The sequence below is a fragment of the Dyella marensis genome (genome assembly GCF_049532885.1).
Taxonomy (GTDB): domain Bacteria; phylum Pseudomonadota; class Gammaproteobacteria; order Xanthomonadales; family Rhodanobacteraceae; genus Dyella_D; species Dyella_D marensis.
Map to the genome: position 1 here is coordinate 4,946,861 of NZ_CP064029.1, position 22,155 is coordinate 4,969,015.

Annotated in this window: 21 protein-coding genes; 3 read left to right on the plus strand and 18 right to left on the minus strand. The window is 68.6% G+C overall.

The window, feature by feature from the left end; genetic code table 11:
* The first annotated feature begins 8 nt into the window (after positions 1-8).
* Entirely contained in the window at positions 9-992 is a 984-nt protein-coding gene (locus ISN75_RS21760; protein ID WP_168649380.1) for an NAD-dependent epimerase/dehydratase family protein, read from the plus strand.
* Here the strand turns inward: ISN75_RS21760 and ISN75_RS21765 are convergent.
* Positions 977-1,774: a helix-turn-helix domain-containing protein gene (locus tag ISN75_RS21765; RefSeq protein WP_168649381.1), complete on the minus strand. Its 798-nt coding sequence runs from the start codon at positions 1,772-1,774 to the stop codon at positions 977-979. The genes ISN75_RS21760 and ISN75_RS21765 overlap by 16 nt on opposite strands.
* A 151-nt stretch (positions 1,775-1,925) precedes the next feature.
* On the opposite strand from ISN75_RS21765, the gene ISN75_RS21770 reads away from it, so the two are divergent.
* Positions 1,926-2,327: a DUF3224 domain-containing protein gene (locus tag ISN75_RS21770; RefSeq protein WP_167252972.1), complete on the plus strand. Its 402-nt coding sequence runs from the start codon at positions 1,926-1,928 to the stop codon at positions 2,325-2,327.
* 161 nt (positions 2,328-2,488) lie between these two features.
* Here ISN75_RS21770 and ISN75_RS21775 read toward each other — a convergent pair whose 3' ends face one another.
* On the minus strand, positions 2,489-3,127 hold the full coding sequence (locus ISN75_RS21775; RefSeq protein ID WP_168649382.1) for a LysE family translocator: 639 nt from the start codon (positions 3,125-3,127) through the stop codon (positions 2,489-2,491).
* Between the two features lie 83 nt (positions 3,128-3,210).
* Here ISN75_RS21775 and ISN75_RS21780 point away from each other — a divergent pair, with 83 nt between their 5' ends.
* A complete protein-coding gene (locus ISN75_RS21780) occupies positions 3,211-4,167 on the plus strand; it encodes a YafY family protein (protein ID WP_343818272.1) in 957 nt (318 codons plus the stop codon).
* Positions 4,168-4,189: 22 nt separating this feature from the next.
* Here the strand turns inward: ISN75_RS21780 and ISN75_RS21785 are convergent, their stop codons facing one another.
* The 16 genes from ISN75_RS21785 to ISN75_RS21860 form a co-directional block, all read right to left on the minus strand.
* Positions 4,190-4,696, minus strand: a complete 507-nt coding sequence (locus ISN75_RS21785; protein WP_343818274.1) for a hypothetical protein — start codon at positions 4,694-4,696, stop codon at positions 4,190-4,192.
* A 24-nt stretch (positions 4,697-4,720) separates the two neighbouring features.
* A complete protein-coding gene (gene traF, locus ISN75_RS21790; RefSeq protein ID WP_343818276.1) occupies positions 4,721-5,296 on the minus strand; it encodes a conjugative transfer signal peptidase TraF in 576 nt (191 codons plus the stop codon).
* A gap of 1 nt (position 5,297) precedes the next feature.
* Positions 5,298-6,281 carry a fimbrial protein gene (locus ISN75_RS21795; RefSeq protein WP_343818278.1) on the minus strand — a complete coding sequence of 328 codons (984 nt, stop codon included), beginning with the start codon at positions 6,279-6,281 and terminating at the stop codon, positions 5,298-5,300.
* Positions 6,278-6,835: a conjugal transfer protein TrbN gene (locus tag ISN75_RS21800; RefSeq protein ID WP_423385179.1), complete on the minus strand. Its 558-nt coding sequence runs from the start codon at positions 6,833-6,835 to the stop codon at positions 6,278-6,280. Before ISN75_RS21800 ends, ISN75_RS21795 begins: the two co-directional genes overlap by 4 nt.
* Positions 6,835-9,678, minus strand: coding sequence for a P-type conjugative transfer protein TrbL (gene trbL, locus ISN75_RS21805; protein ID WP_343818280.1), 2,844 nt, complete (start codon positions 9,676-9,678; stop codon positions 6,835-6,837). The genes ISN75_RS21800 and trbL overlap by 1 nt, the downstream gene beginning before the upstream one ends.
* Before the next feature lie 107 nt (positions 9,679-9,785).
* Positions 9,786-10,649, minus strand: a complete 864-nt coding sequence (locus ISN75_RS21810) for a hypothetical protein (RefSeq protein WP_343818281.1) — start codon at positions 10,647-10,649, stop codon at positions 9,786-9,788.
* Between the two features lie 79 nt (positions 10,650-10,728).
* Positions 10,729-12,018 (minus strand): TrbI/VirB10 family protein, encoded by a 1,290-nt coding sequence (locus ISN75_RS21815; protein WP_343818282.1) that lies wholly within the window; start codon positions 12,016-12,018, stop codon positions 10,729-10,731.
* Between the two features lie 6 nt (positions 12,019-12,024).
* Positions 12,025-12,525, minus strand: a complete 501-nt coding sequence (locus tag ISN75_RS21820) for a hypothetical protein (protein WP_343818284.1) — start codon at positions 12,523-12,525, stop codon at positions 12,025-12,027.
* Positions 12,522-13,415, minus strand: coding sequence for a P-type conjugative transfer protein TrbG (gene trbG, locus ISN75_RS21825; RefSeq protein ID WP_423385107.1), 894 nt, complete (start codon positions 13,413-13,415; stop codon positions 12,522-12,524). Before trbG ends, ISN75_RS21820 begins: the two co-directional genes overlap by 4 nt.
* Before the next feature lie 14 nt (positions 13,416-13,429).
* Positions 13,430-14,146: a VirB8/TrbF family protein gene (locus ISN75_RS21830; protein WP_343818286.1), complete on the minus strand. Its 717-nt coding sequence runs from the start codon at positions 14,144-14,146 to the stop codon at positions 13,430-13,432.
* On the minus strand, positions 14,143-16,674 hold the full coding sequence (locus ISN75_RS21835) for a VirB4 family type IV secretion/conjugal transfer ATPase (protein WP_423385180.1): 2,532 nt from the start codon (positions 16,672-16,674) through the stop codon (positions 14,143-14,145). Before ISN75_RS21835 ends, ISN75_RS21830 begins: the two co-directional genes overlap by 4 nt.
* Positions 16,675-16,688: 14 nt before the next feature.
* On the minus strand, positions 16,689-17,000 hold the full coding sequence (gene trbD / locus ISN75_RS21840; RefSeq protein WP_343818288.1) for a conjugal transfer protein TrbD: 312 nt from the start codon (positions 16,998-17,000) through the stop codon (positions 16,689-16,691).
* The gene (locus ISN75_RS21845) at positions 17,000-17,416 is read right to left on the minus strand and encodes a TrbC/VirB2 family protein (protein ID WP_343818290.1); all 417 of its coding nucleotides are present in this window, start codon (positions 17,414-17,416) and stop codon (positions 17,000-17,002) included. Before ISN75_RS21845 ends, trbD begins: the two co-directional genes overlap by 1 nt.
* Positions 17,417-17,443: 27 nt before the next feature.
* On the minus strand, positions 17,444-18,415 hold the full coding sequence (trbB, locus tag ISN75_RS21850; protein ID WP_343818292.1) for a P-type conjugative transfer ATPase TrbB: 972 nt from the start codon (positions 18,413-18,415) through the stop codon (positions 17,444-17,446).
* Between the two features lie 21 nt (positions 18,416-18,436).
* The gene (locus ISN75_RS21855) at positions 18,437-19,216 is read right to left on the minus strand and encodes a fimbrial biogenesis chaperone (RefSeq protein ID WP_343818294.1); all 780 of its coding nucleotides are present in this window, start codon (positions 19,214-19,216) and stop codon (positions 18,437-18,439) included.
* A 223-nt stretch (positions 19,217-19,439) separates the two neighbouring features.
* Positions 19,440-22,121, minus strand: a complete 2,682-nt coding sequence (locus tag ISN75_RS21860) for a fimbria/pilus outer membrane usher protein (RefSeq protein ID WP_343818296.1) — start codon at positions 22,119-22,121, stop codon at positions 19,440-19,442.
* Positions 22,122-22,155: the final 34 nt, after the last annotated feature.

A 22,155-nucleotide genomic window follows, 5' to 3' on the forward strand; every position in this document is an offset into this window, starting at 1 on the left:
AGCAAGCCATGACCATCCTGGTGACCGGCAGCGCCGGCCATCTCGGCGAAGCGCTGATGCGCAGCCTGCAAGCCGCCTCGCGCGAGGCCGTCGGCATCGACCTGAAACCCTCGCCATTCACGCGGCACACCGGCGATATCGCCGACCGCGCCTTCGTGCGCGCGGCGATGCGCGGCATCAGCGCGGTGATCCACACCGCCACCTTGCACAAGCCGCATGTGGCGACGCATCCGGCGCAGGATTTCGTCGACACCAATATCAGCGGCACCCTGGCCCTGCTGGACGAAGCACTGGCGGCCGGCGTGCGCGCCTTCGTCTTCACCAGCACCACCAGCGTGTTCGGCGCGGCGCTGACGCCGGCCGCGGATGCGCCGGCGGCCTGGATCACCGAGAACGTGGCGCCGGTGCCGAAGAATATCTACGGCACCACCAAGCTCGCGGCCGAGCAGTTGTGCGAGCTGTATCACCGGCGCCATGGCCTGCCCGTGGTGGTGCTGCGCACGTCGCGCTTCTTTCCCGAAGCGGACGACGATGCGGGCAAGCGCGCCGCCTACACGCTGGCCAATGCGCAGGCCAACGAGCTGCTGTACCGCCGCGCGGATATCGAAGACGTGGCGAAGGCGCATCTGCTGGCGGTGGAGCGTGCGCCGGCGCTGGGCTTCGGCCGCTATATCCTCTGCGCCACCACGCCGTTCGCGCCGGAAGACCTGGCGCTGCTGCACCGCGATGCGCCGGCCGTGCTGCGGCGGCTGTTTCCTTCGTTCGAGGCCTTGTACGGCGCGCGCGGCTGGCGCATGTTTCCGCGCGTGGATCGCGTCTACGTCAACGCGCTGGCGCGGCATGAGCTGGGCTGGCAGCCGCGGCATCACTTCGCCCACGTGCTGAACTGCCTGGCGGCGGACCGGGATTTCCGCAGTCCGCTGGCCGTGGCGGTGGGCGCCAAGGGCTATCACGCCACCAGCTTCGGCGAGATGCCTTATCCGGTGGACTGAAGGCGCCGCGCGTACTGCGCGGGCGTGCAACCGACCAGGGCGCGGAAGTCGCGGATGAAATGCGCCTGGTCGAAGTAGCCCAGCGACAGGGCCAGCTCGATCCAGTCCGCGGACTGGCCTTGCTGCAGCTGGGCGATCGCCTCGTGCAGGCGGTAGCGGTTGATCGTCCATTTCGGGCCGATGCCGACGTAGTTCTTGAACAGGCGTTGCAGGGCGCGTGCGTTGAGTGCGCTGCGTTCGCACAGTTGCTCGACCGTGGTGATGGAGCGGTCGGCGGCGATGTCGGCGACCAGGGCGGCCACGCGGTCGACGGTGGCGTCGGGCGCGGGCAGATGTGCCATCAACATCCGTTCGGCGGCAGCGGCCATGTCGTCGACTTCAGGCGCGGCGGCTATCGCGGCTTCGTAGCTGTCGGCGTCGGCGCCGAACAGATCGCCGGCGGCCATCGACGCGTCCATCAGCTTCGCCACCTCCGCTGCGTAGAACGGACGAAAGCCGCCCGGCCGGAACTTGATGCCGAACACCTGCCCCCGGCCTTCCAGCACGCGCACGAAGCGCCCCTGGTGCACGCCATGGATGCGCCCCTCCACCAGATGCACGCTCGGATGCGGCAGGGTTTCCTGCGTCTGCGGCGGCAGGCCGCGCAGGTCCCAGGCGACGAACCAGTAATGCTCGACCAGCCCCGCCAGCGCGGCGCCGGGCAGGCGGCGCTCGTGGCGGAACTCGCCCTGCGGCAGGCGCGGGTGCAGCACGCCGCGCGGTTCGGGAGCCTTGGCGCTCATGGCTGTCGCGTTTTTCCAATCATCGGGAAGGGCTTCCTGTTGCAATGGCCACGCACTGACGGAGCACGCTATGTTCCCCCGGCTTCCCTTGCTTGTCGCCGTCGCCGTGCTGGCGATGGCGCCCGCCGCATCACACCTGTCGGAGAATCGCATGAAGCACGCCCAAGGCAGCTTCGAGGTCAAGCTCGCACCGCAGCCCGCCGCACCCGGCACCGAAGCCGCGGCGCTGGGCCGGCAGACCATCGACAAGCAGTTCCACGGCGACCTCGAAGGCAGCAGCCTGGGCGAGATGCTGGCGGTGATGGACAAGAACACCGGCTCCGGCGCCTACGTGGCGCTGGAGCGGGTCACCGGCACGCTGGGCGGCAGGCAGGGCAGCTTCGTGCTGATGCACAGCGCCACCATGACGCGCGGCGCGCCGGCCTTGTCGGTAACGGTGGTGCCCGATTCCGGCAGCGGCGAACTGCAAGGGCTGAGCGGGACGCTGGCGATCCATATCGACGCGAAGGGTGCGCACTCCTACACCTTCGACTACAGCCTGCCGGCGGAGTGAAAGCCGCTCGTCATTCCGGCGCAGGCCGGAATCCAGTAGCGACAACACTGGGTTGTCGTGGGAACGTTAAAAAGCACGCCTTGGAGCACCACGCTCAATGCAGCGCACCGCCACTGGATTCCGGCCTGCGCCGGAATGACGAGCGGGAGGCGTTGATGCCATCAGAGAAGGCGGCGAATGCCTTCGGCCGCGGTAAGCAGTGCGATGCCCATCAGCAACGCCCCCACCGCCCGCAAGGCCATCCGCGTATACCCCGGCCGCTCTGCCAGCCACAGCTGCGCGCCGCCCGCCGCACACGCCAGCGCGCCATACACCGCCAGCTGGGTCAGCACGATCACCACGCCCAGCGTCGCCGCCTGCGGCCATAGCGGCCCCTGCTCGCGGCGCATGAACTGCGGAAACACCGCGAGCATGAACAGGTAGGCCTTGGGATTGAGCAGGCAGGTGACGGCGCCGCGGCGGAAGGTGGTCCAGCGCGACTGGCCGGCCACCTCGGCGGTATGCAGCGCGCCGCCTTCGCTGCGCCACATGCCGTAGCCGATCCAGGCCACGTAGCCCGCGCCGATCCACAGCACCGCCTGGAACAGCACTGGCGACCACTGCAGCAGCGCGCCGACGCCCAGCCCGGTCAGCAGCACATGGCAGGCGCCGCCGGCCATGATCCCCGCCACCGCGGCCAGGCCGCCGCGGCGCCCGCCGCTCAGCGAGCTGCCCAGCACGTAGGCCATGTCCAGGCCGGGCAGGGCCACGATGCCCAGCACCAGCAGGAAGAACAGGCCCAGCTGCACGGCAGGGATCATGGCGGCGACCTCGTGGGCTAACGGCTTCAGCCTAGGGCCGAATCAGGGCGAAGACGGTCCTGTTTATCCGCTAGGCTGCGGCCATGTATCGCCCCGCCACCCGCGCCCTGGCCGTGCTGGAACTGCTGCAGACCCATCGCCGCATCAGCGGCGTGGAGCTGGCGCAGCGGCTGGGCGTGGATGGCCGCACGGTGCGCCGCTATATCGCCGCGCTGGAAGAACTGGGCATCCCGATCACCGCCGAGCGCGGCCGCCACGGCGCCTACCTGCTGGTGGCCGGCTTCAAGCTGCCGCCAATGATGTTTACCGACGACGAGGCGCTGGCCTTGTCGGTAGGTTTGCTGGCGGCGCGCAGCATGGGGCTGACCGAAGCATCCGCGGCCGTGGCCAGCGCGCAGGCCAAGCTCGAACGCGTGATGCCCGAACGCCTGATGGCGCGCACGCGCGCGGTGGCCGACACGGTGATGCTCGACCTGGCGCGTTCCGCGGCGGCGGGCACCAGCGACACGCTGTTCGCGCTGAGCGCGGCCGCGCAGCAATGCCGGCGCGTGCGCATGCGTTACCGCGCGGCCAATGGCGTGCAGAGCGAGCGCGAGATCGATCCCTATGGCCTGGCCCATACCGGCGGCTTCTGGTACGCGGTGGGGCATTGCCATCTGCGCGGTGGACTGCGTTCGTTCCGGCTCGACCGCATCGCCGAGGCCGCCGCGCAGGAAATACTGTTCGTGCGCCCGCGCGACTTCGACGCCGTGGCGCATCTGACCTTCAGCCTGGCCACGCTGCCGCGCGAACACAGCGTCGAAGTGCTGCTGCACACCACGCTGGACGACGCGCTCGAACGGCTGGGCGGCACCATGGGCCTGTTCGAGCCGACGGGAGCCGGCGTGCTGCTGCGCGCACAAGTCGACGGACTGGACTGGTTCGCCCGCCAGCTGGCGCGGCAGCCGTTCGACTTCAGCGTGCGCGGACCCGAAGGCCTGCGCGCCGCCGTGGGTGCGCTGGCGGCGCGCCTGGGCGCAAGCGCCGCGCGCGGCGGGTAAGGCGACGCAACGCACGCAGGTCCTATCGCGCGCTTCCTTCGCGCTCCGATGCACCGTCCCGCTCAAGCACGGCAAGGATGCGCCGCACACGTTCGCAGGTCGCTTTCCGATAAGCCTCCTGCCTTCCCTGCCCGATCATCGACGCATGCAGCTGCGCGGCCTCCTGCGCCGCACCGACGAAGATCGCCTTGCGCTGCGCATCGCCCTGGACCACCCATTCGCTGTACGCCGCGAACCTGGCCAGCGCCGGGGCGGGGAGCCGGCAGACGTCGCGCGCGGCGACCATGTCCATGCCGGCGTCGCGGGCGTCCTCGGCGGTGGGTTGAGCGGCCGCATCCGCGGCGACGCCGGCGGGCGTGGCGGCGGGAATCTCCGGCATCGGCGGCGCGACCGCCGGTTCGACGCGCGCATCGTCCGAGGAATGGCAGCCGGAAAGCACCGCCGCGAACAAGGCAAAAACCATGAAGCTACGCATGCACTCCATCCCGCTGTCCAGGAAACGCCGCGAACGGATGCCGGCCTTTTGCATGGCCAGGCCGCTTCGCTGGCCGGACTACGTGCCGCCCGGCCCCCACGTCGCGACGGGGACCAGTACTTCCATCACCCAGGCGCGCTCGATCGGCCCGAAATAGCGGCTGTCGAAGGAAAGCGGATGCGTGTCGGACATCACCCACAGCTGGGACGGCGCCAGCCGCAACTGCGCCGGCACCGGCCGGGGCATCGGCCGGCCGGCGGCATCCACCGCGCGATGCGCGCTCAGCGGCAGCAGCCGCCCATCCACCCGCACGCCGTCGTCCTGTGCGCTGATCCATGCGCCGCCCACCGCGGCCACGCGCTTGAGCATCGGCAGATAGCCATTGCCGCAGGCCTCGCCCTCGTGCAGATAGCCGCGCTCCATGGCCAGCGCGATGCTGCCGGAGCGCGGCGGACAGAAGCGCACGTAGGCGCCGCGCTGCACCGGCCGGTCCACGACCCGGTACAGGCCCGGCGGCAGGCTGCGCGTGAGGTTCAGGCGCAGGCCCGCGGCATAGCCCAGCTCCAGCAGGATCAGCGCCGCCAGCAGCACGCCGAAACAGGCGATGCCGGCACGCCGCAGTCCGCTGCCGTAGCGCGACCGGCACGGCGCCATCTCAGCGGAAGGTGACGCGCACGGCGATCGGCCGCTGGATGCGTCCTGCCGTGATGGTGCCGGTGCTGCGCTCCAGGCGCGCGCGGAACGCATAGCTCGAGCCCGTGCCGATCGCGGCGAATCCGCGCGACACGCCGGGCCGCATGCGCGCGGCGCCGTCGCCGGTTTCGATGGCGATGCCGTAGCCGCCGGGACCGTTGGCGTTCATGGCGAACAGATCCGCATGGCTGGCGTCGGCATCCGCCGCGGTGCCGAAGGTGACGTCGGTCAGCAGGCCCGCCGGATCCGCGCAGGACGCCATGGTCAGCTTGAACGCCTGCCACGCGGGCGTGACCTTGCCGCCACGCAGGTCGGACGCGGTGTAATTCCCCAGCGAAACCTCCTGGTTGAGCGAACCGGTTTCGATCGAACAGGCCGGGCGGATCAGTTCCAGGTGCACCATCGTGACCGGATTGATGATCCGGTTGGGTGCGAAGACCGTCATGTCCGGCACCCAGATCCGGCCCAGGCGGGCGTTGACGGCGGTATCGGCGTGGCCGTATCGCACCGGTCCGCCGGTGCGCACGTACTCCGCGTAGAAAAACGTCTGCCACGTGGATGCGCCGGCCGCAAATGTCCTGATCGCCTTGCGTGGCAATGCCGTGTAGCCCGTATCGCCGGGGACCTTGGCATAAAGCCGGATGCCCACGCCGGAGCGCTGCCCGCCCACGGTCAGTTCGCGCACCGTGCCGTCGACCAGCCCGTCGCCCTGCAGCTCCATGCTGACCTCGGTCGTGGTCTGCGCCGAGCAGTTGATGCTCGCGGTGGCGCTGTCCGCCGGCGTAGCCCGGATGACCGCGCCGACTGGCAGATCGCCATCCACCACGATCCCGTCCGTGCGGTTGACGATGAAGGGCGGGGTATAGGTCACGGTGCACGCCGCGCTTGCGTCACGGGCATGGCAGGCCGCGGCGACGCATGCGGCGAGGAACAGGAATCGGGTCAAGGCCATGCGGGATGATCTCCATGGTTTCGAACGCCGGCCATGTTGGCTTCGCCACGCTGGCCGATGCGGTGGTCCGCCGGCGGCGAGGGCGGCCGGATGTCGTCGATGCTGTGCGTGTGGAACTGCCTGCGCAGCCACTGGCTCCAACGCCAGGCCCTGCGCATCAGCTGCTCGCGGTAGCGCGCGTTGTGCCGGGGCGTGCGCGAGTGATAGTTGGCCGCACGTGTCCACAAGTCGCCGCCGTCCTTGCGCAGATGCCCGCGCAATCGCCACGCGGCCAGCCGATAGGCAAAGCAGCCCGGCGCCGCCACGCTGTCCGGGGTGATGCCATAGCTCGCCAGCTGCCGCAGGTAAGTCGTGTTGAACTGCAGCGCACCTACGTCGTAGCTGCCATCGGCGTTGCGTATCCATTGCCCGGGCCGGCCGCCTTCCTGCTCGGCCACCGCCAGCATGAGATTGACCGGCACCTCGTAGGCCAGCCCCGCGCTGATGGCGCAGACCACCATTTCGTGTTGCCGCGGCGGCAGCTCGGCAAAGTCCGCGGGCATCGCCATCACGCGCTGTCTCCATGGCGATCGGGGCGGTCGCGGAACGCCTTTATCTCCTCGTCGCTGGCATGGCTCGGCAGCTCGTCGCCGGGGAGCACGGGCTTGATGCCGTAGGCCCAGCCATCGAGAGGGTCGGCGGGAACCGGCTCCTCCCCGGCGGCATCCGGGACAGGTGTGGAACGGTCGCCGATGCCTGCATCGCGCGGCGCAGGCGTCGCCATGGACAGATCCTCCGTCGACATGGCCGCAGCCCTGTGCGTGGAGGATTCATGCATCGGGGCTGCCGATTCGTCAGCCTGCGGCGCGTTCTCCATGTCGAGCCTTGCCGACGGCGTGGCGTATTCGAAGTCCGGCGAGATGCCAGCGAATGGGGGTGCCGCGCCGCCGGCATGCCCCGGTACGGAGCGGTATCCATCGGTAGCCGGCGACGCGGCGGCCGATTCCCGCTGCGCCGCTGCATCATCGGAGGAGACATTCGGCGCTGCCTGCGGAGAAGCGTGCGACGGCGGGTCGGGCAAGGAGCGTCCCATCGCTGAGGCGGCATGCTGCCCTTCGTCGCCTGCGCTCGCTGTCGATGACCGTGCGTGCTGGTTCGATGCATCTCGGCCAGTCGCAAACGCGTCCGCCACCGGCGCGGTCCCCGCCGCCAACTGGCCTTGCGGTGGTGATGCGCTGCCGGGCGCGACAGGGGCCTTCGAGCTCGCTCCGCCCGGCACGCCTACATCCGCGGCTCGATGCCGTTCTTGCACGATGGATGAGGTGTGCTGGGACGGCGCAGCGGGCATGCCGGCCGTTTCCTGGGTCGGTTGTCCCGGCAGGAGCGCGTCCGCAGCATGGAGGGGTTCCTCCGCCGCAGGCATGCGATGCAACGCCGTCGCTTCCGGCAGACCGGCCCGCTGCGTCGAGGACCCGGCCTGTTGCGCCGAGGGCTTGGGCATCGGCGCAGCGATGGTATGGACTTGTTCTGCCGGAGCGGGCGGGCCGTGCAAGGGTGGCGCGCCAGCGGCGGGCGGCATCGATGGGTCGGGCGCCGGCGCATCGATGGAGTGAATCTGTTCGGCGCCGGTTAGGTGACGATGCGGCGACGATGCATCCGACATGCCGGTGCCGATCGGTGTCAGCTGTTCCGGTGCCATCGTTTCCATGGCGGCGTTTGCTGCCGCCAACGCGGAGTGATCGCGCGATGCCGTCGAACCGGGCCGGTGGGCCAAGGCTGCTCCCTCCGGCGCGGCATCGCCGGAACGACGGCCTGCGGCAAAGTGCTGGCTGCCGGGCGTCGGCATGGCGGACGGATCGGGTGCGTGTTGTACCGGCATGTCCGGTATCGACGCCCGGTCCACCCGCGCATGCGGTGCGGCGGCGCGCGGAGCATGCATGGAGAGCAGCTCCCGATGGTCTGGTCTCGATGGCTCCGTCGCCTGCGCCGGCCTGATCGCGCCGGCTTGGCGATGAGGCGCGAACATGTCCCGTGTCTCGCCGGCTCCGGCCGCCTCCTGCGAAGGCGATGCCGGCGCAACGGATGCTTGCCGCTGCACCTGCAGTCTGTTTTCCGATACAGCGAACAAGGATTCCTGCCCGGATGCATGGCCTGCGGTGAAACCCGCCGCGGGTTCGGATACGGATGCCGGGGACGGCCCGCGATGCAGGTCCGTGTGCGGTGCTGCCGCAGGCATCGCCGACGGCTGCGCATGGCTTGGCGCAGCTTGCGCAGCGCGTTGGGAGAACACCGCGCCGGCCGGGGACCGGCGTCCGAACGGCTCGAAGATCGCCTCTTCCACCGGCGCGCGGCCCGCCGCGCGGTAAATGGCCTGCATCGCTCCGCCACCGCCCGGCGAACCATCCGGACCTGCGCCTGCACCGTGATAGCCGCGCGGCCCGGCAGCCGGAGGATATAGCGCCGAATAGGCCGTCGCGTACAGCTGGCCGCCCCCCGTCGCGAGCACCGAGCCGGCCATGCCGGCGGTGCCGGCCAGCAGCCCCAGCCGCGAACCCGTCACCACCGTATAGACGAGACCCGGCAGCTTGATGCCGAGCACCGACAGCAGCAAGGCCACCACGAACATATCGGCGAGCGAAACATAGTCCAGCCCCTTGGCGTTGCTGCCGTCGACCAGAACCCGCGATGCCTGCGCCTGCAGAAACCCTTGCCCGACCTTGAGCAGCAGCGCCAGCACCAGCAGCGCCATGCCCAGCGCCAGCACGTGCTTGTAGAACCCGATCGCGATCGGCGAAGTCCAGCGCGCACCGCCCATGCCCAGCAGGAAGATGCCGCCGTAGGCGAGCATCCAGGCCATCACCACGATCAGCGCGATCTGCGCGGCCAGCAAGGTGAGCGCCACGACGATGGCGACGGAAAGTCCCGCGGCCACCAGCATGTCGGCTTCCTTCCAGTTCTGCGATTGCTCGAGCACCTTGTAGAAGATGTCCAGCCCGAGCTGGACGATGTTGTCGCCGCGCGTGGCGGCGTCGTTCACTCCGCTCATCAGCTTGAACGAGTCGAAGACGGCATAGATAAAACCATCGGCGGTGCTCGCCCCGCTCAACAGCCAGTAGAAGAGCCCGGTGAACACCATGAAGCGGAACAGCTCAAGCAGCACTTCGCCGATGTCGGCGCGCCGCAGCAGCAGTACGCCGAAACTCCAGACCAGGCTCATGCTTGCCAAGGTCCAGAACAGGCGCCTTGCCGCTGCGAGGATGGCGCCGGGCGCCGCCTGCCGGGGAAACAGCTCGCCGAGGCTGGAGACCAGTTCGCCATGCCGCGGCGCTGCCGGCGCATCCGACGCGAGGAGACAGAGCAGCACGGCGGCCAGCCATGGAAGTGCCAGCCCCGCGAATCTGGAAAAGCTCATGGCCTGCACGAGAAAGCACACATGGTGGGGCTCCTGCGATGGACGCCGCGCTTCGCACGCATGCGTCCCGAGGTTCGGCGATCCGGCGGATGGGGGGACCGTGGCGTTCAGTACTGTTCGTTGGCCATGCCGCTCTTGCGCTGCGATCGGGCCGAATCGCGCAGGCCCCGGCGCAGGCTGCGCGAAGCGGCCAGCTCACGGGCTTCCCGGTCCGCCTCGGCCTGGGCCTGCGCGGCGCGGGCGTTCTCCGAAGCCAGCATCAGGCTGCGCATTTCCTGCAGCTGGATGGCCTGCGCACCCGCCAGGGCGTTGGCCGTCTGCAGCTGGTTGCCATGACCCTCGGCGCGGATGCCACGTTCGATCAGCTTGATGACGCCGGCGGCCTGCTGCTTGAGCGCATCGCGCTGCGTGCCGAGCGTGCGCGCCAGTGCATCGTTGGCCAGCTTCTGGTTGGCCGAGGCGCGCATGCCTATGTCCTTGAGGCTGTCGCCGTCGGCGATCCTGCCTTCATAGTCCGCGGCGCTCCGGTAGTTGCCCATGTAGCCATCGAGCGATTCGTCGCCGATCAGTTTCGCGAAATCCTCATCGACCTTCCTGCTCAGGATGCCGGTGCATTCGTCCGGCGTGGTGCCGGGAGGACACTGATTGCCGTAATAGTTATGGGTGACCCACTTCTTGTATTCGTTGGTGGTGTTGTAGTTCTTGTTCTCGATGTTGCTGATGTTCTGTGTGTGGCTGCTGATGTTCTGCGTGTGGTTGCTGATGGATTTCGTATTGTTGTTCGAGCTTCTGTTCAAGTTGCGGATATCTTTCAGCAGCGCGCACTTGTCGCACTTCTCCGCCGGCGGCGGCGGTGGCGGGCAGAGCCAGGGAAAGATCAGGCACCAGGTCGCCTGCGCGCTGCCGCAGGCCAGGAGGCCGGCCAGCATGGTCAGGATGAGGACGTGTTTCCGCTTCGATGGCTTGTGCATGGTGTCGTTCCGCCGTGTTGACCGGAGTGCGCGATGGCGCCGGTCGTGTTCGCCTTTGCGTGAGCGCAGCTCGGAAATATCAGTAGTCGAATGGCCGATAGGGCTTGTCGAAGGCCAGATCCTTTATGGCCATCACGTTAAATCGAAAGCCCGGCCGTATCTGCAATGTGGGAGCAATATTCAGATTTCTCTGGATCATTTCGGCAGCAACACGCCCCAGCTGCTGAGCAACCGCCTGCAGCAGCACCGTGTTCGTGGACGTACCGAAGGGATCCTCGCGCGGGTCGCTTTGCGAACTGCTGACGCCGGCGATCACGCCGGACATCAGCAAGGCGCTGCCGAATACGCGCAGGTAGTGGTTGTCGACCTTGTCCTTGAAACCGGCGTAGCCGCCCGCGTCGGTGCCCGGCATGGAGCCGATGTCCAGCGCCTTGCCGTCCGGAAATACCAGGCGCTGCCACGCGACGAGCACGCGCCGCTGGCCGTAGCCGACGTCCGCGTCGTAGGTACCGATCAGCCGCGTGCCCTGCGGGATCAGGCGATGCCTGCCCGTCGGCGTGTCGTACACGTCCTGGCTGACCTGGGCGATGATCTGGCCCGGCAACTCGGCATTGATGCCGGACAGCAGGATCGCGGGAATCACCGCGCCCGCGCGCAGTTCGAACGGTGTACGCGGCGCTTCCACGCGCGAATCCAGCTGCCAGCGGTCGCCTTCGCCGCGGCGATCGAACCGTCCGTACGTCGGCGGCGTCCTGGGCCCGGCTTCGCCGGGGCCGTCGGCATCGTTGCGTGCGCTTTGGTCCGCCTGCGGCAGCGCTGGCGGCAGCGGCGCATCCGCGCCGGCGGCGGCCGGCATGCGTGTGCCCTGCGGCGCCGGAGCCGCATCGCTGCGGTCGCCGGTCGCGGCCTCGGCGAAACGCGCCGCCGCCGAGCTCTTCGCAACGATCGCGTTCTGCAGCAGCACGAGCCGGCTGGAGCGGAACCTGGCCTCCAGCGAGTCCTGCTCCGGCGGCGGCGATGGCTGCGGCGACGGCGGCAAGGGCGGCAGGTCCGGCTCGCCGACCGGCGCCAGCGGCAGGGACAGCGATGCGGAAGCGTCCGGTGCACCCACGACGCCGCCGGTACGCCCGCCACTGGCGCTCAGCACCTGGTCGGCCAGGCCCTCGTCCACCGTGGCGCTCTCGGCGGCTTTCTCGCTCACCTCGTCGGCGCGGTCGTAGGCGACCATCGACGCGATCAGCACGAAGACCGCGAGCACGACGCCGACGATCAGCAAAGGTACGTTGTTGACGCGCCTTACGCCGGAAGACACCGGTTCGGCGCGGAGAGGAGCGTCGAACGGATCGGGAGCATGCGTCGGGCTTTCCATGGCGCCTTACTCCCGCAGCGACCACGCGCCATCCGGCGCGATCGCGTGGCCGTCCGCGCCGCGCGCATAGATCCGGCTCAGCAGGGTCGGCCCCAGCGCAATGGACAGCACATAGCGCCCGGACTCGCCTCCGATGGGCGCGAAACGGTAGTGCAGCGGCAATCCACCGGCGGCTGGCCTAGAGCCTGGCGGGATTTCCTCGATGGCGTAGCCACGCTCGCGCAGCGCGACCAGCAAGGCCTGGCCCAGGCTGTCCCTGTTCGTATCGCGGACAGTGAGCCGCGTCTGCGCCGGCGGATGGCGCTGCGCGAAGATCCGCACGATCTCCTTGCGTGTCGCGCCGCCCGGCACGAAATCTTCGCCGCGGGGTCCGCCCAGCATGTCCAGCGGAGCGACACGCGCCGGCGTGGCCACCGCCGGTGCCGCGCGCGGCGCCGGCGGCGCGGCGCAGCCGGGCAAGCCGCAGGCGACGATGGCTGCCATCGTCAGGCGGGCAAGCACGCTCACGGCCTCACCCGCTGGATCACGATCTTCTGCTGGCCGGCGCCCACGCCGGCGATGAGCACGGCCTTCTCGAACAGCGTATCGACGATGAAGCGGCTGCCCTGCAGCCGGTAGTTCACCATCACCTGTTCGTCCTGCTTGAACGGCGTGCCGCTGTCGCGCACCGCCAGCAAGGTCGGCGCCTCGGTCTCGGCCATGGCCTTGGGCATCTCGATGATGGTCTTCACGCCATCGTTGTAGACACGCACCGGCTTCCATGCGGCCTTGCCGCTCACGCGGTAGCCGAAGTCGAGCTGTCCCAGGTATTCGCCGGTGGCCGGCAAGGTGTCGGCCTTGCGCTGCACCGCCTCCGCCTGCTTCAGCGCCGCCCACTTGGTCGCGGCTTCTTCCGGATAGCTGAAAGCGACCTTCGGCATGTAGTCGGTGCGATGCGAACGCAGGCGCAAGTGATACGTGCGCAGCGACGTGGTCACCACCAGCGAGGTTTCCAGGCCGACGTCCAACGGCTTGATGATCAAGTGCTGCACGGCGCCCTGGCCGGTGCCGCTGACCGCCGGCTCGACCAGCCAGCGCACCGCATCGCCCAGGTTGACCGAGCTGACCTGTTCGCCCGGCTGCAGCTCCACGTCGCATACCTGCAGCACCGCGCATACGATGCCCGGCTGCGAACTGCCGTATACGAAGCGGACCGCGCCATCCGCGCCGGGCGCCGGCCTGACCGACTGGCCGGACCGGTCCATCCAGGCCTTGGCGATGGCCAGTCCGGTTTTTTCCTGCGGCGTCAGCACCGGATTGGCCTTGTTGAAGAACGGCTCCGCCAGTTCGGTGTCGGATTGCGCCATTCCCATGGGTGCGACCAGGCCCATGGCCATGGCAAGCGCAAATGACTTCATCGGGAAATTGCTCATCAGTTCTGTTTCGACCACGCGTAGTCGGAGACGTAGATGCCCAGCGGATTGGCGAGCATCTGCGCCTCGCTTTGTCCGGACAGGTCCGGCAGGAATTTGAGCGTCAGCACAGCCCGCATGCGGTAGGGCTGGTCGACGATCGCGCCGGTCCTGCGGTTGCGCACGATCTCCTTCCAGTCGACCTGCCACGAATGGGGCGTTAGCGGGATCGCCGAGGTGATTTCGCTGTTGACCGTCTGCGCTTCGGCGCGCTTGAACGGATTGAGTTCCGGCGTGCTGTTGAGAAAGGCGGTCATCTTGTTCGACGCCGGCGTCTGGCTGGCCAGCATGGCGTAGACGTCGAAGATGGCCTTGCGCTGCAGCGCGATGTCCGGCGTGACCAGGCGCGCGTTGGCAACGAAGGCGATCACCGCCGCCTTCACCATGCGCTGGTCCACCGGTGCGGCGCGGGCCAGCGCGGTGGCGGCCCGGGCCTGGCCGAGCTGGTCCACTTCCACCACATAAGGCACGAACTTCGGCTGGCTGCCCAGGTAGATGAGGCCGGCCACGCTGGCCAATGCGATCAGCAGCGAGACGATGCCGGCGATCTGCCAGATCAGCCGCGCGGCGATCAGGCTGCCTTCGCGGGAGTTCCAGCGGCGGCGTGCGTCGAGATAGGGATTGGGCGCCATGTTCGCGGCGCTGGCCGCTGGCGGGCGTCGTTTGAAGATACTCATGCGGACACTCCATAGTCTTCCAGCCGCAAGCCCTTGGCGCGCAGCCATTCGTCCACCCAGCCGTCGCCGTGGCGTGCTTCCAGCTTCTTGATCGCGGCGATGGACGACTTGTCCGAGCTGCCGACGAAAGCCAGCGCCAGCGGCCCCAGCGCCAGGTCGTAGAGACGCCGTCCCTGGTCGGAGGTGTAGTAGTAGTGGCGCTTCTGCACCGCGGTGGCGAGGATCTCGATCTGGCGCCGGTTGAGGCCCATGCGCCGGTACAGCGCGGCGGCGTCTTCCTCGCGCGCGAAACTGTTGGGCAGGAAGATCTTGGTGGCGGTCGATTCGACGATCACGTCGAGGATGCCGGACTCCACCGCGTCCGACAGGCTCTGCGTGGCCATCAGCACCAGGCAGTTGGCCTTGCGCAGCACCTTGAGCCATTCGCGGATCTTGGCGCGGAAGACCGGGTGGCCGAGCATCAGCCAGGCCTCGTCCAGGATGATCGCCGCCGGCTGCCCGCGCAGCGACTTCTCGATGCGCCGGAACAGATACAGCAGCACCGGCAGCACGTATTTCTCGCTGAGATGGAGCAGGTCTTCCAGCTCGAACACGGTGAAGTCGGACAGCGCCAGACCGTCCTCGGGCGCGTCGAGCAGATAGCCCATCGCGCCGTCGGCGGTGTAAGGCTTGAGCGCTTCGCGCAGGCGCTCGTCCTGGATCGTCACCACCAGCTCGGACAGCGTCCTGCCGCGGCTGTTGCTCAGGTTGGCCACGGCTTGGGCGATCTCGTTGCGCTGGGCGGGGATGGTCTGCAGGCCGCCGAGCGCCAGCATGCCGTCGATCCAATCCATGGCCCAGGCGCGGTCGCCCCTGGTCTGCAGGAACTGCAGCGGGCAGAACGCCAGCTCCTCGCTGTCGGCGGCCACTTCGAAATGCCGGCCGCCGCAGGCCTTGACCAGCGGATACATGGACATGCCCTTGTCGAAGCAGTACAGCGACATGCCCGGGTAGCGGCGCAACTGGGCGGCAAGGATCGCCAGGTGGGTGGACTTGCCCGCGCCGGTCGGACCGAACAGGAAGGTGTGGCCCAGGTCGTCGACATGCAGATTGAGGCGGAACGGCGTGGCGCCCTGGGTCATGCACTGCATGAGCGGGGGCGCGTCCGGCGGATACATGGGGCAGGGCGCGTGGGCCTGTCCGGTCCAGATCGTGCTGCTCGGCAGCAGGTCGGCCAGGTTCAGGGTATTGATCAGCGGCCGCCGCACGTTCTCCACGCCATGGCCGGGCAGCGAGCCCAGGAACGCCTCCATGGTGTTGACCGTTTCGATGCGGGCCGCGAAGCCGCGGGCGTGGATGGCCTTCTCCACCTGTCGCACGTTGGCCTCCAGGTGCGCACGCTCCTCATGCATCAGCACCACCACGCTGGTGTAGTAGCCCTGGGCCACCAGCCCGCTGTTGACTTCGGCCATGGCGGCCTCGGCGTCCTGCACCATCATCAGGGCGTCCTGATTGATCGCGCCGCTGCTGGTATTGAAGAACTGATCGAAGAAGCCGCGCACTTTCTGGCGCCACCGCTTGCGGAACTTCTCCAGGTCGCGCAGCGCCTCGTGCGTGTCCATGAAGATGAAGCGGTTGGACCAGCGGTACTCGCACGAGAGTTCCGCCAGTGCACCGAGCATGCCGGGATACGATTCGAGCGGAAAACCCTCAATCGCCACCACCTGGACAAACTTGCGTCCGATCCGGGGCACCACGCCGGTCCACAGCTCCTGCCCGCCGATCAGGGCATCCAGGTAGATGGGACTGCCGGGCAGGGCGATGGGATGATCCAGGCCGCTGACGCAGAAATGCAGCCAGCGCAGGAAAGCGTCGTGGTTGGCCAGGCCGCCTTCCTCGGTGACGTCGGCATGTGCCTGCAGCCGCGTCATGCGCAGCGAGCTGGACAGGCGCGATTCGAAGCTGGCGATCTCCCGCGCGAAGTGATCGATCGCGGCGCGCGTGCGTTCCGCGTCGCCCTTCACTTCGCGCTCGTCGTCAAACATCAGCTCGGCGAATTTCTGCTGCGCCAGCAGCGGCGGAAAGTAAGTGAGCGTGAGCACGAAGTAGCCTTCGTACATGGCCCCAAGGCTCTGGAACAGGCGGCGGCGCTCCTCGTCGATCGCGGCGGACACCGGGTCGGGAAACGCCGATGCGTGAGGCGGCGCATAGCCCGTGGCGTGGCGGCGCACCGCATCCACATGGATCATCCAGCCATTGCCCAGCCGCGACATGGCCTGGTTGAGGCGCATGGACAGCAGCTCACGCTGCTCGTCGGTGCTGCTGGCGACGTCGTCGCCCAGATACCGCCAGGCCGCCATGAATGCGCCGTTCTTGCCGACGATCACGCCATCGTCGACCACGGCCGCATAGTTGAGCAGGTCGGCCATGCTCTGCTGGCGCGAGCGATGCCGCGCCAGGGCCGGTTCCCAGCCCAGCGCCTGGATCCGCCCGAACACCAGCAGCGCCAGCGCCAGGCAGACCAGCACCATGGCGGCGATCACGGCCATCAATGCCGGCAGCATCACCGGTAGCGCCATTCTTCGGCCGCGCCATTGACGCGGAAAGGCGTGCTGCGCGCCGGGTAGTAGCGGCGATAGCGGCGCTGCCGCAGATACACCTGGCGCAGTTTCGGGTCCGACTTGGCCATCAGGCGCAGCACGAACAGCGACAGGCACCAGATGACGGCGCCGGCGATCAGGGCCTTGAGCTGCTGCGCGCTGAAGACCAGGGCGACGGCGATCACGCCCGCGAACATCACCATCTCGCGATCGCCGCCGAGGAACAGGTTGTCGCGATTGCCGGCGCGCCGGATCGGCACGGTGCGGACGGCCATCAGGCCAGGCTCCGTCCGTGTTCCGCCATGCCGGGGCGTTGACCGGATGCCTGCGCGTCCAGGGTCGCTCCGTCGCCGCCCATCAGCTTGATGAGGCCGGCGGCGTTCACGATGATCGCGATCACCAGGATCAGGAACACCAGCGTGCGCAGGAAGCCGCTCATTTCTCCGCCGAAGATCAGCACGGCGCCGGCGGCGACGATGCCGATCAGCGATATGCCGAACGCCACCGGGCCGCGGATGGACTTGGTAAGCGCCTTGAGCGGTGTTTCGTAAGGCATGCTGCCGCCCTCGGCCGTATCGGTGGCATGGGCCAGCTCGGGCAGCAGGACGAGCAGGCTGGCCAGCGCGAGCAGGAACAGCGCGAGCAGATAAGGCCGCGGCACGGAAAGCATGTTGCTGTTGGACATCCGCATGGTTTTCACCTTCAACGTTTTGAGCAATCAGATCCGGCACAGGCGGTAGCGCGCGTCGGCGTAACCGTCGACCTCGAGGATTTCCTGCACGCGCCGGCCGCCGGCGGTGCGTGCGATATAGACCAGCAGGTGCACCGCTTCGCCGATCAGCGGCTCGATCGGATGGGGCGCGTCCGGATGCATGCTGATCAGCATGGCGAGACGGCTGAGCCCCGCGCGCGCATCGTTCGCATGCAAGGTGGCGGCGCCGCCTTCGTGGCCGGTGTTCCATGCCATCAGCAGGTCCAGCGCCTCCGGCCCGCGCACCTCGCCCACCAGGATCCGGTCCGGCCGCATGCGCAGCGAGGCGCGCAGCAGCTGCGTCATGTTCACCTCGGGCGAGGTGCGGTACTGCACGTGGTTGCTCGCCAGACACTGGATCTCGCCGGTGTCCTCGATGATCAGTACGCGCTCTTCGCCGTCCGCGTCGGACATCTCGCGGATGATGGCGTTGACCAGGGTGGTCTTGCCCGAACCCGTGCCGCCGACTACCAGGATGTTGCGGTGCCGGCGCACCGCCTGGCCGATGGCCTCGCGCTGGGCGGGGCTGAGGATGCCTTCGGCGACGTATTCGTCCAGCGTGAAGACCGCGACCGCCCGCTTGCGCACGGCGAAGGTCGGCCCGATGACCACGGGCGGCAGCTGCGCGGCGAAACGCGAGCCGTCGAGCGGGAACTCGGATTCGATGGTCGGATTGCTACGCGTGATTTCCTTGCCGTAATAGCCGGCCACCGTCTTGACGACGGCTTCCGCCTGGCTGGGACTCATGCGGCCGATGGCGCGCATGCGCTCGCCCAGCCGCTCCTGCCACAGCACGCCGTCGCCGTTGAGCATGATCTCAACGGTGCGCGGATCGCCGAAGGCCTCGATGAAATCCTGGCCCAGGTCGCGCAGGAGTTTTTCCCTGGCGCGCATCTTCACCGAGGTCACGATCGCCTGATTGTCCGGGGGTGCTTGCAATGGACGTCCTCGCGTCACGGTTCAGCGCAGGCGCGCGATCGGTTTGTCGATCGTCGCCAGGCCGCCCCAGTCGTCGATCCAGGCGTAGCGGATGCTCAGCTCGCCCTGGCTGGAGACGGCGTCCTCGGGCAGTTCGAACGGTGTGCGCGAGCGCGGCGCGATCGTCGCAGGCGGCAACTCGGTCTCGCCGCTGCCGAACGCCAGCGCGAGACGGCCCAGGGACACGTGATAAGGCGCATCGTTCTCGGCGACGAGCTGCCGGCGCGACGAGGCGACGGACCAGCGCAGGCCGCGCGCCGCATCGCCCGGGTCGCCGGACAGGCCCGCCGGGCGGTAGAACAGCTTGAGCCGGTACTGGAATGCCAGCTGGAGCGTGGCCTGCCCGTCGCTTTCCTCCGGCGGGCTCGGCGGAACCTCCAGCAGGTTGATCCAGAACAGCGATTCCCTGTCCTGCGGCAGTGCGCCGGCCACGCCGGTGTAGCGCAGCCGATAAGCCTGCTCGCCACCGGCGTCCACCCGCGCCAAAGGCGGCGTGAGCAGGAAGGGCGGCTTGAGCCGCTCGGCGGCGATGGACGGATCGCCTTCGTCGATCCATGCCTTGACCAGCACCGGCAGCTTGCCGCGGTTGGCGAGTGTGAGGCCGATCTCCTGCTGGTCCGCGGCGTAGATGAAACGCGTGGCGCTGATCAGCACGCCCGCCTGCAGCGGAAGCGCAACGAACGTCGTCAGGCAGGCGATCAACAGCGTTGTCCGTGCGCGATGCAGGCGCGTGGCGACGCCGCGCAGCACGCCTGCGGGCATGCATCGGATAGACAGGAGATAGCTCAGGCGAGTGGACAGTGGACTGTTCCGATGGAGGCCGGCGCTGCATCGCTGCGCGAGCGTGGTGATAGGCAAGAAGCCATGCTTGATCGAGCAGGGCGATTCTGAGCGAGTAAACCGAGGCAGGACTATCAGACGGCTCTTAAAAGCAAGGAAGTTCGGACTAGACCGATGCGGTTTGACGCTTCGCTCACGCAAATCATCACGGCGAAGACTCCGATGTCTCGCAGGTTCGCTGCTCGTGCTCCAGCTCACCGCCACGCTTCGCCGCCGGCGACGGATCGACGCGCAGCCGGCATCGGTGCGCATCTCCTTCGCCCCAGCGCACGGTGAGCGTGGCGGCCTGCTCGATGCCACGCACCAGCACCTGACCGCCCTGGCCGGCAATGCCCACCACCTCGCCCTTTTCGTCGAGCACTTCGGCGCCGAACGGCAGCGGCTCGCCGCTGTCGAGCGTGCCGTCGATCAGCAGCGGACGGCCGCCGCGGGTCTTGTAGTGGAGCAGCACCACCGCGCGCGCGCGCGGCGCGGTCTGCTGCGCGGCCAGCTCCAGCTCGGTATCCATGGACATGCCCTTCGGATCGATGGCGACGCGGTTGCGCTGATAAGCGAGGAGGCTGGGAACCACGGCGTATCCGTTCGCGTCCACCACCGAACGTTGCCCGCCTTCGACGTGCGCACCCTGGCCGCCGGGCACGCGGACGAGGCCGATCGTTTCGCCCAGCGGCGGCGACCAGGTCTGACCGCCGCCATGCAGCACCAGGCCGCCGCTCATGCCCAGGCTGGCTTGCGCATAGCCCTCGCCGCGGCCATAGCCGGCGCGCACGTTGCCGTGTCCGCTGTTGTACTGGCCGGAGGCGTTGAAGGCGTTGCGGCCGCCCTGGCGCGCGAGCGAAGCGTTGTAGCTGAGCTGCTGCTCGGCGCCGGCCAGCCCGTTGATGCCGAGCTGGCCGCTGCGGCCCGCGAGGTTCGACCGTTCCACCAGGGCGGAGAGGCTGGGCGCCGAACCGCTGTTGCCCAGCGGCACAGTGACGGAGAGAAACACCCGCGTATCGCGCCGCGTGAAGCGAAAGCTGTCGCGCAGGCCAGGAAGGTTCGCGCCGGGAATGTTGTTCTGCACGGCATCCGGCGTGCGCACCGTCTCACGCGTGCGCTGGGCCGACAGCGCGTAGCTGATTGAACGCCACTGGTTGGAATAGCCCAGGGTGAAGTCGATCTGCCGGGCGCCGCCGGACCAGTAATCCCGCCGCGCGCCATTGAAGAAGACCTGCCCGCCGCGCTGGCCGAGCCGCTGGTTGATGCTCACGGTGAGCTGGCTGCGCGCGCGCGAACGCAAGGCGGCGCGATCGGCGGCACTCCCCTGGCTGGCCGCGTCGCGCAGGTCGACCAGGTCCGCCACGTCGGCGTAGCCACGCGTGGAATAACGATAGGCCGCGAGTCCGAAGCTGGTGCCCAGCTCCGGCAGGTTGCGGTTGTAGCCGAGGCGCAGGCTGCTGCCCTGGGCGGGCGGCAGGCCGGCGACCCGGGTGTGGGAGTGCGTGACGTCGAGCGAGAAGGCGCCCACGTCCGTGTTGAGCGCCCCGCCGATCAGCGCCGCGCGATAGCCGCTCGCCAGGATCGCGCCACCGTAGGCGGTGAGGAGATCCGTGATGCCACGCTGATAGGTCGCGCTGGCCAGCACGGGCGTATTGCCGCGGCCCGGCTGGCGCAGCTTGCCGGCGGCGAGTTCCCAGCGCTGCTGCCCCGCGCGCAGCAGCTGCGGTACCGCGGCATACGGCACGCGGATGCGCTTGATGCGGCCGTCGGCTTCGTGGATCTCCACGTCGAGATCGCCGCCGTAGCCGGTCGGGTAGAGATCGTCGATGACGAAAGGCCCTGGCGCCACCGCGGTGTCCAGCAGCACGTAGTCGCGCTGGCGGATCACCACCCTGGCGTTGGTTTCGGCGATGCCGCGCACGCTGGGTGCGTAGCCGCGCTGCGATTCCGGCAGCATGCGGTCGTCCGCCAGCAGCGCGATGCCGCGCAGGCTGACGCTGTCGAACAGCGCTCCCGAGGTGAACAGATCGCCCGCATACAACTGCGACTTCAACGCGGGCAGGTCGTGCTGCAGATAGTTGGCAGCCGTCTCGTAGCTGCGCCGGCCGCGCTCGTTCCAGTTGAAGGCGCTCAGGTGGCTCAGATGCCAGGAGCCGAGATTGACCGAAGCGTTGATGCCCACATAGCCGCTGAGGCGCGCCGGGCCCGGGCCTGCGCGGTTGCGATAGAGCGATGCGTTGTAGTTGATGGCGCCTGCGTTGATGCCGGCATCCCAGTACTTCGGGTCCACATAGCCGCGGGCCTCATGGCGGAGGTAGATCTGCGGCACGCTCAGCGCGAGCGTCTGGTCGCTGCCGTCGAAGGACGCGGTGGCGTCGGGTATGTAGTCGCCAAGCGGGCCGCAGAACTCGCCGGACGCGGGTAGGGTCTGGCGTCCGCCCGCAACGGCTTCAGCGTCGATCTTGTCCAGCGCAATGCCGATGCGCGCGAGCATGTCGCGCTCGAAACAGGCTTGCGTGCCTTGGTGGTCCGGCGCGTCGGCGATGCGTATGTCCAGGCGCGCTCGCCATTCGCCGTTGAGCAGGATGTTGCTGTCATAGCGTCCCGGCAGCACGGCATGGGGCTTCTCGAAGCGCGAGATGTCCACCTGCGGACCCGCGCCCATGTTGAGCAGCCCTTCATGGAAGGACACGGCCTTGGCGGCGGCGGGCGCAGGGGCTTCGCCGGTGGCGTGCGACGGACGCACCAGCGCGCCGAGAATCAGCGCAGGCAACAAGGCGGTCCGCAGCTTGGGGTACGGCGGCGCGGACGCATGAGGTTCGCGGTTCGAAGCGGCTTTGCTGCGCATGAGCGGCAGGCGGGCACGCGAGCCGCACCAGGCC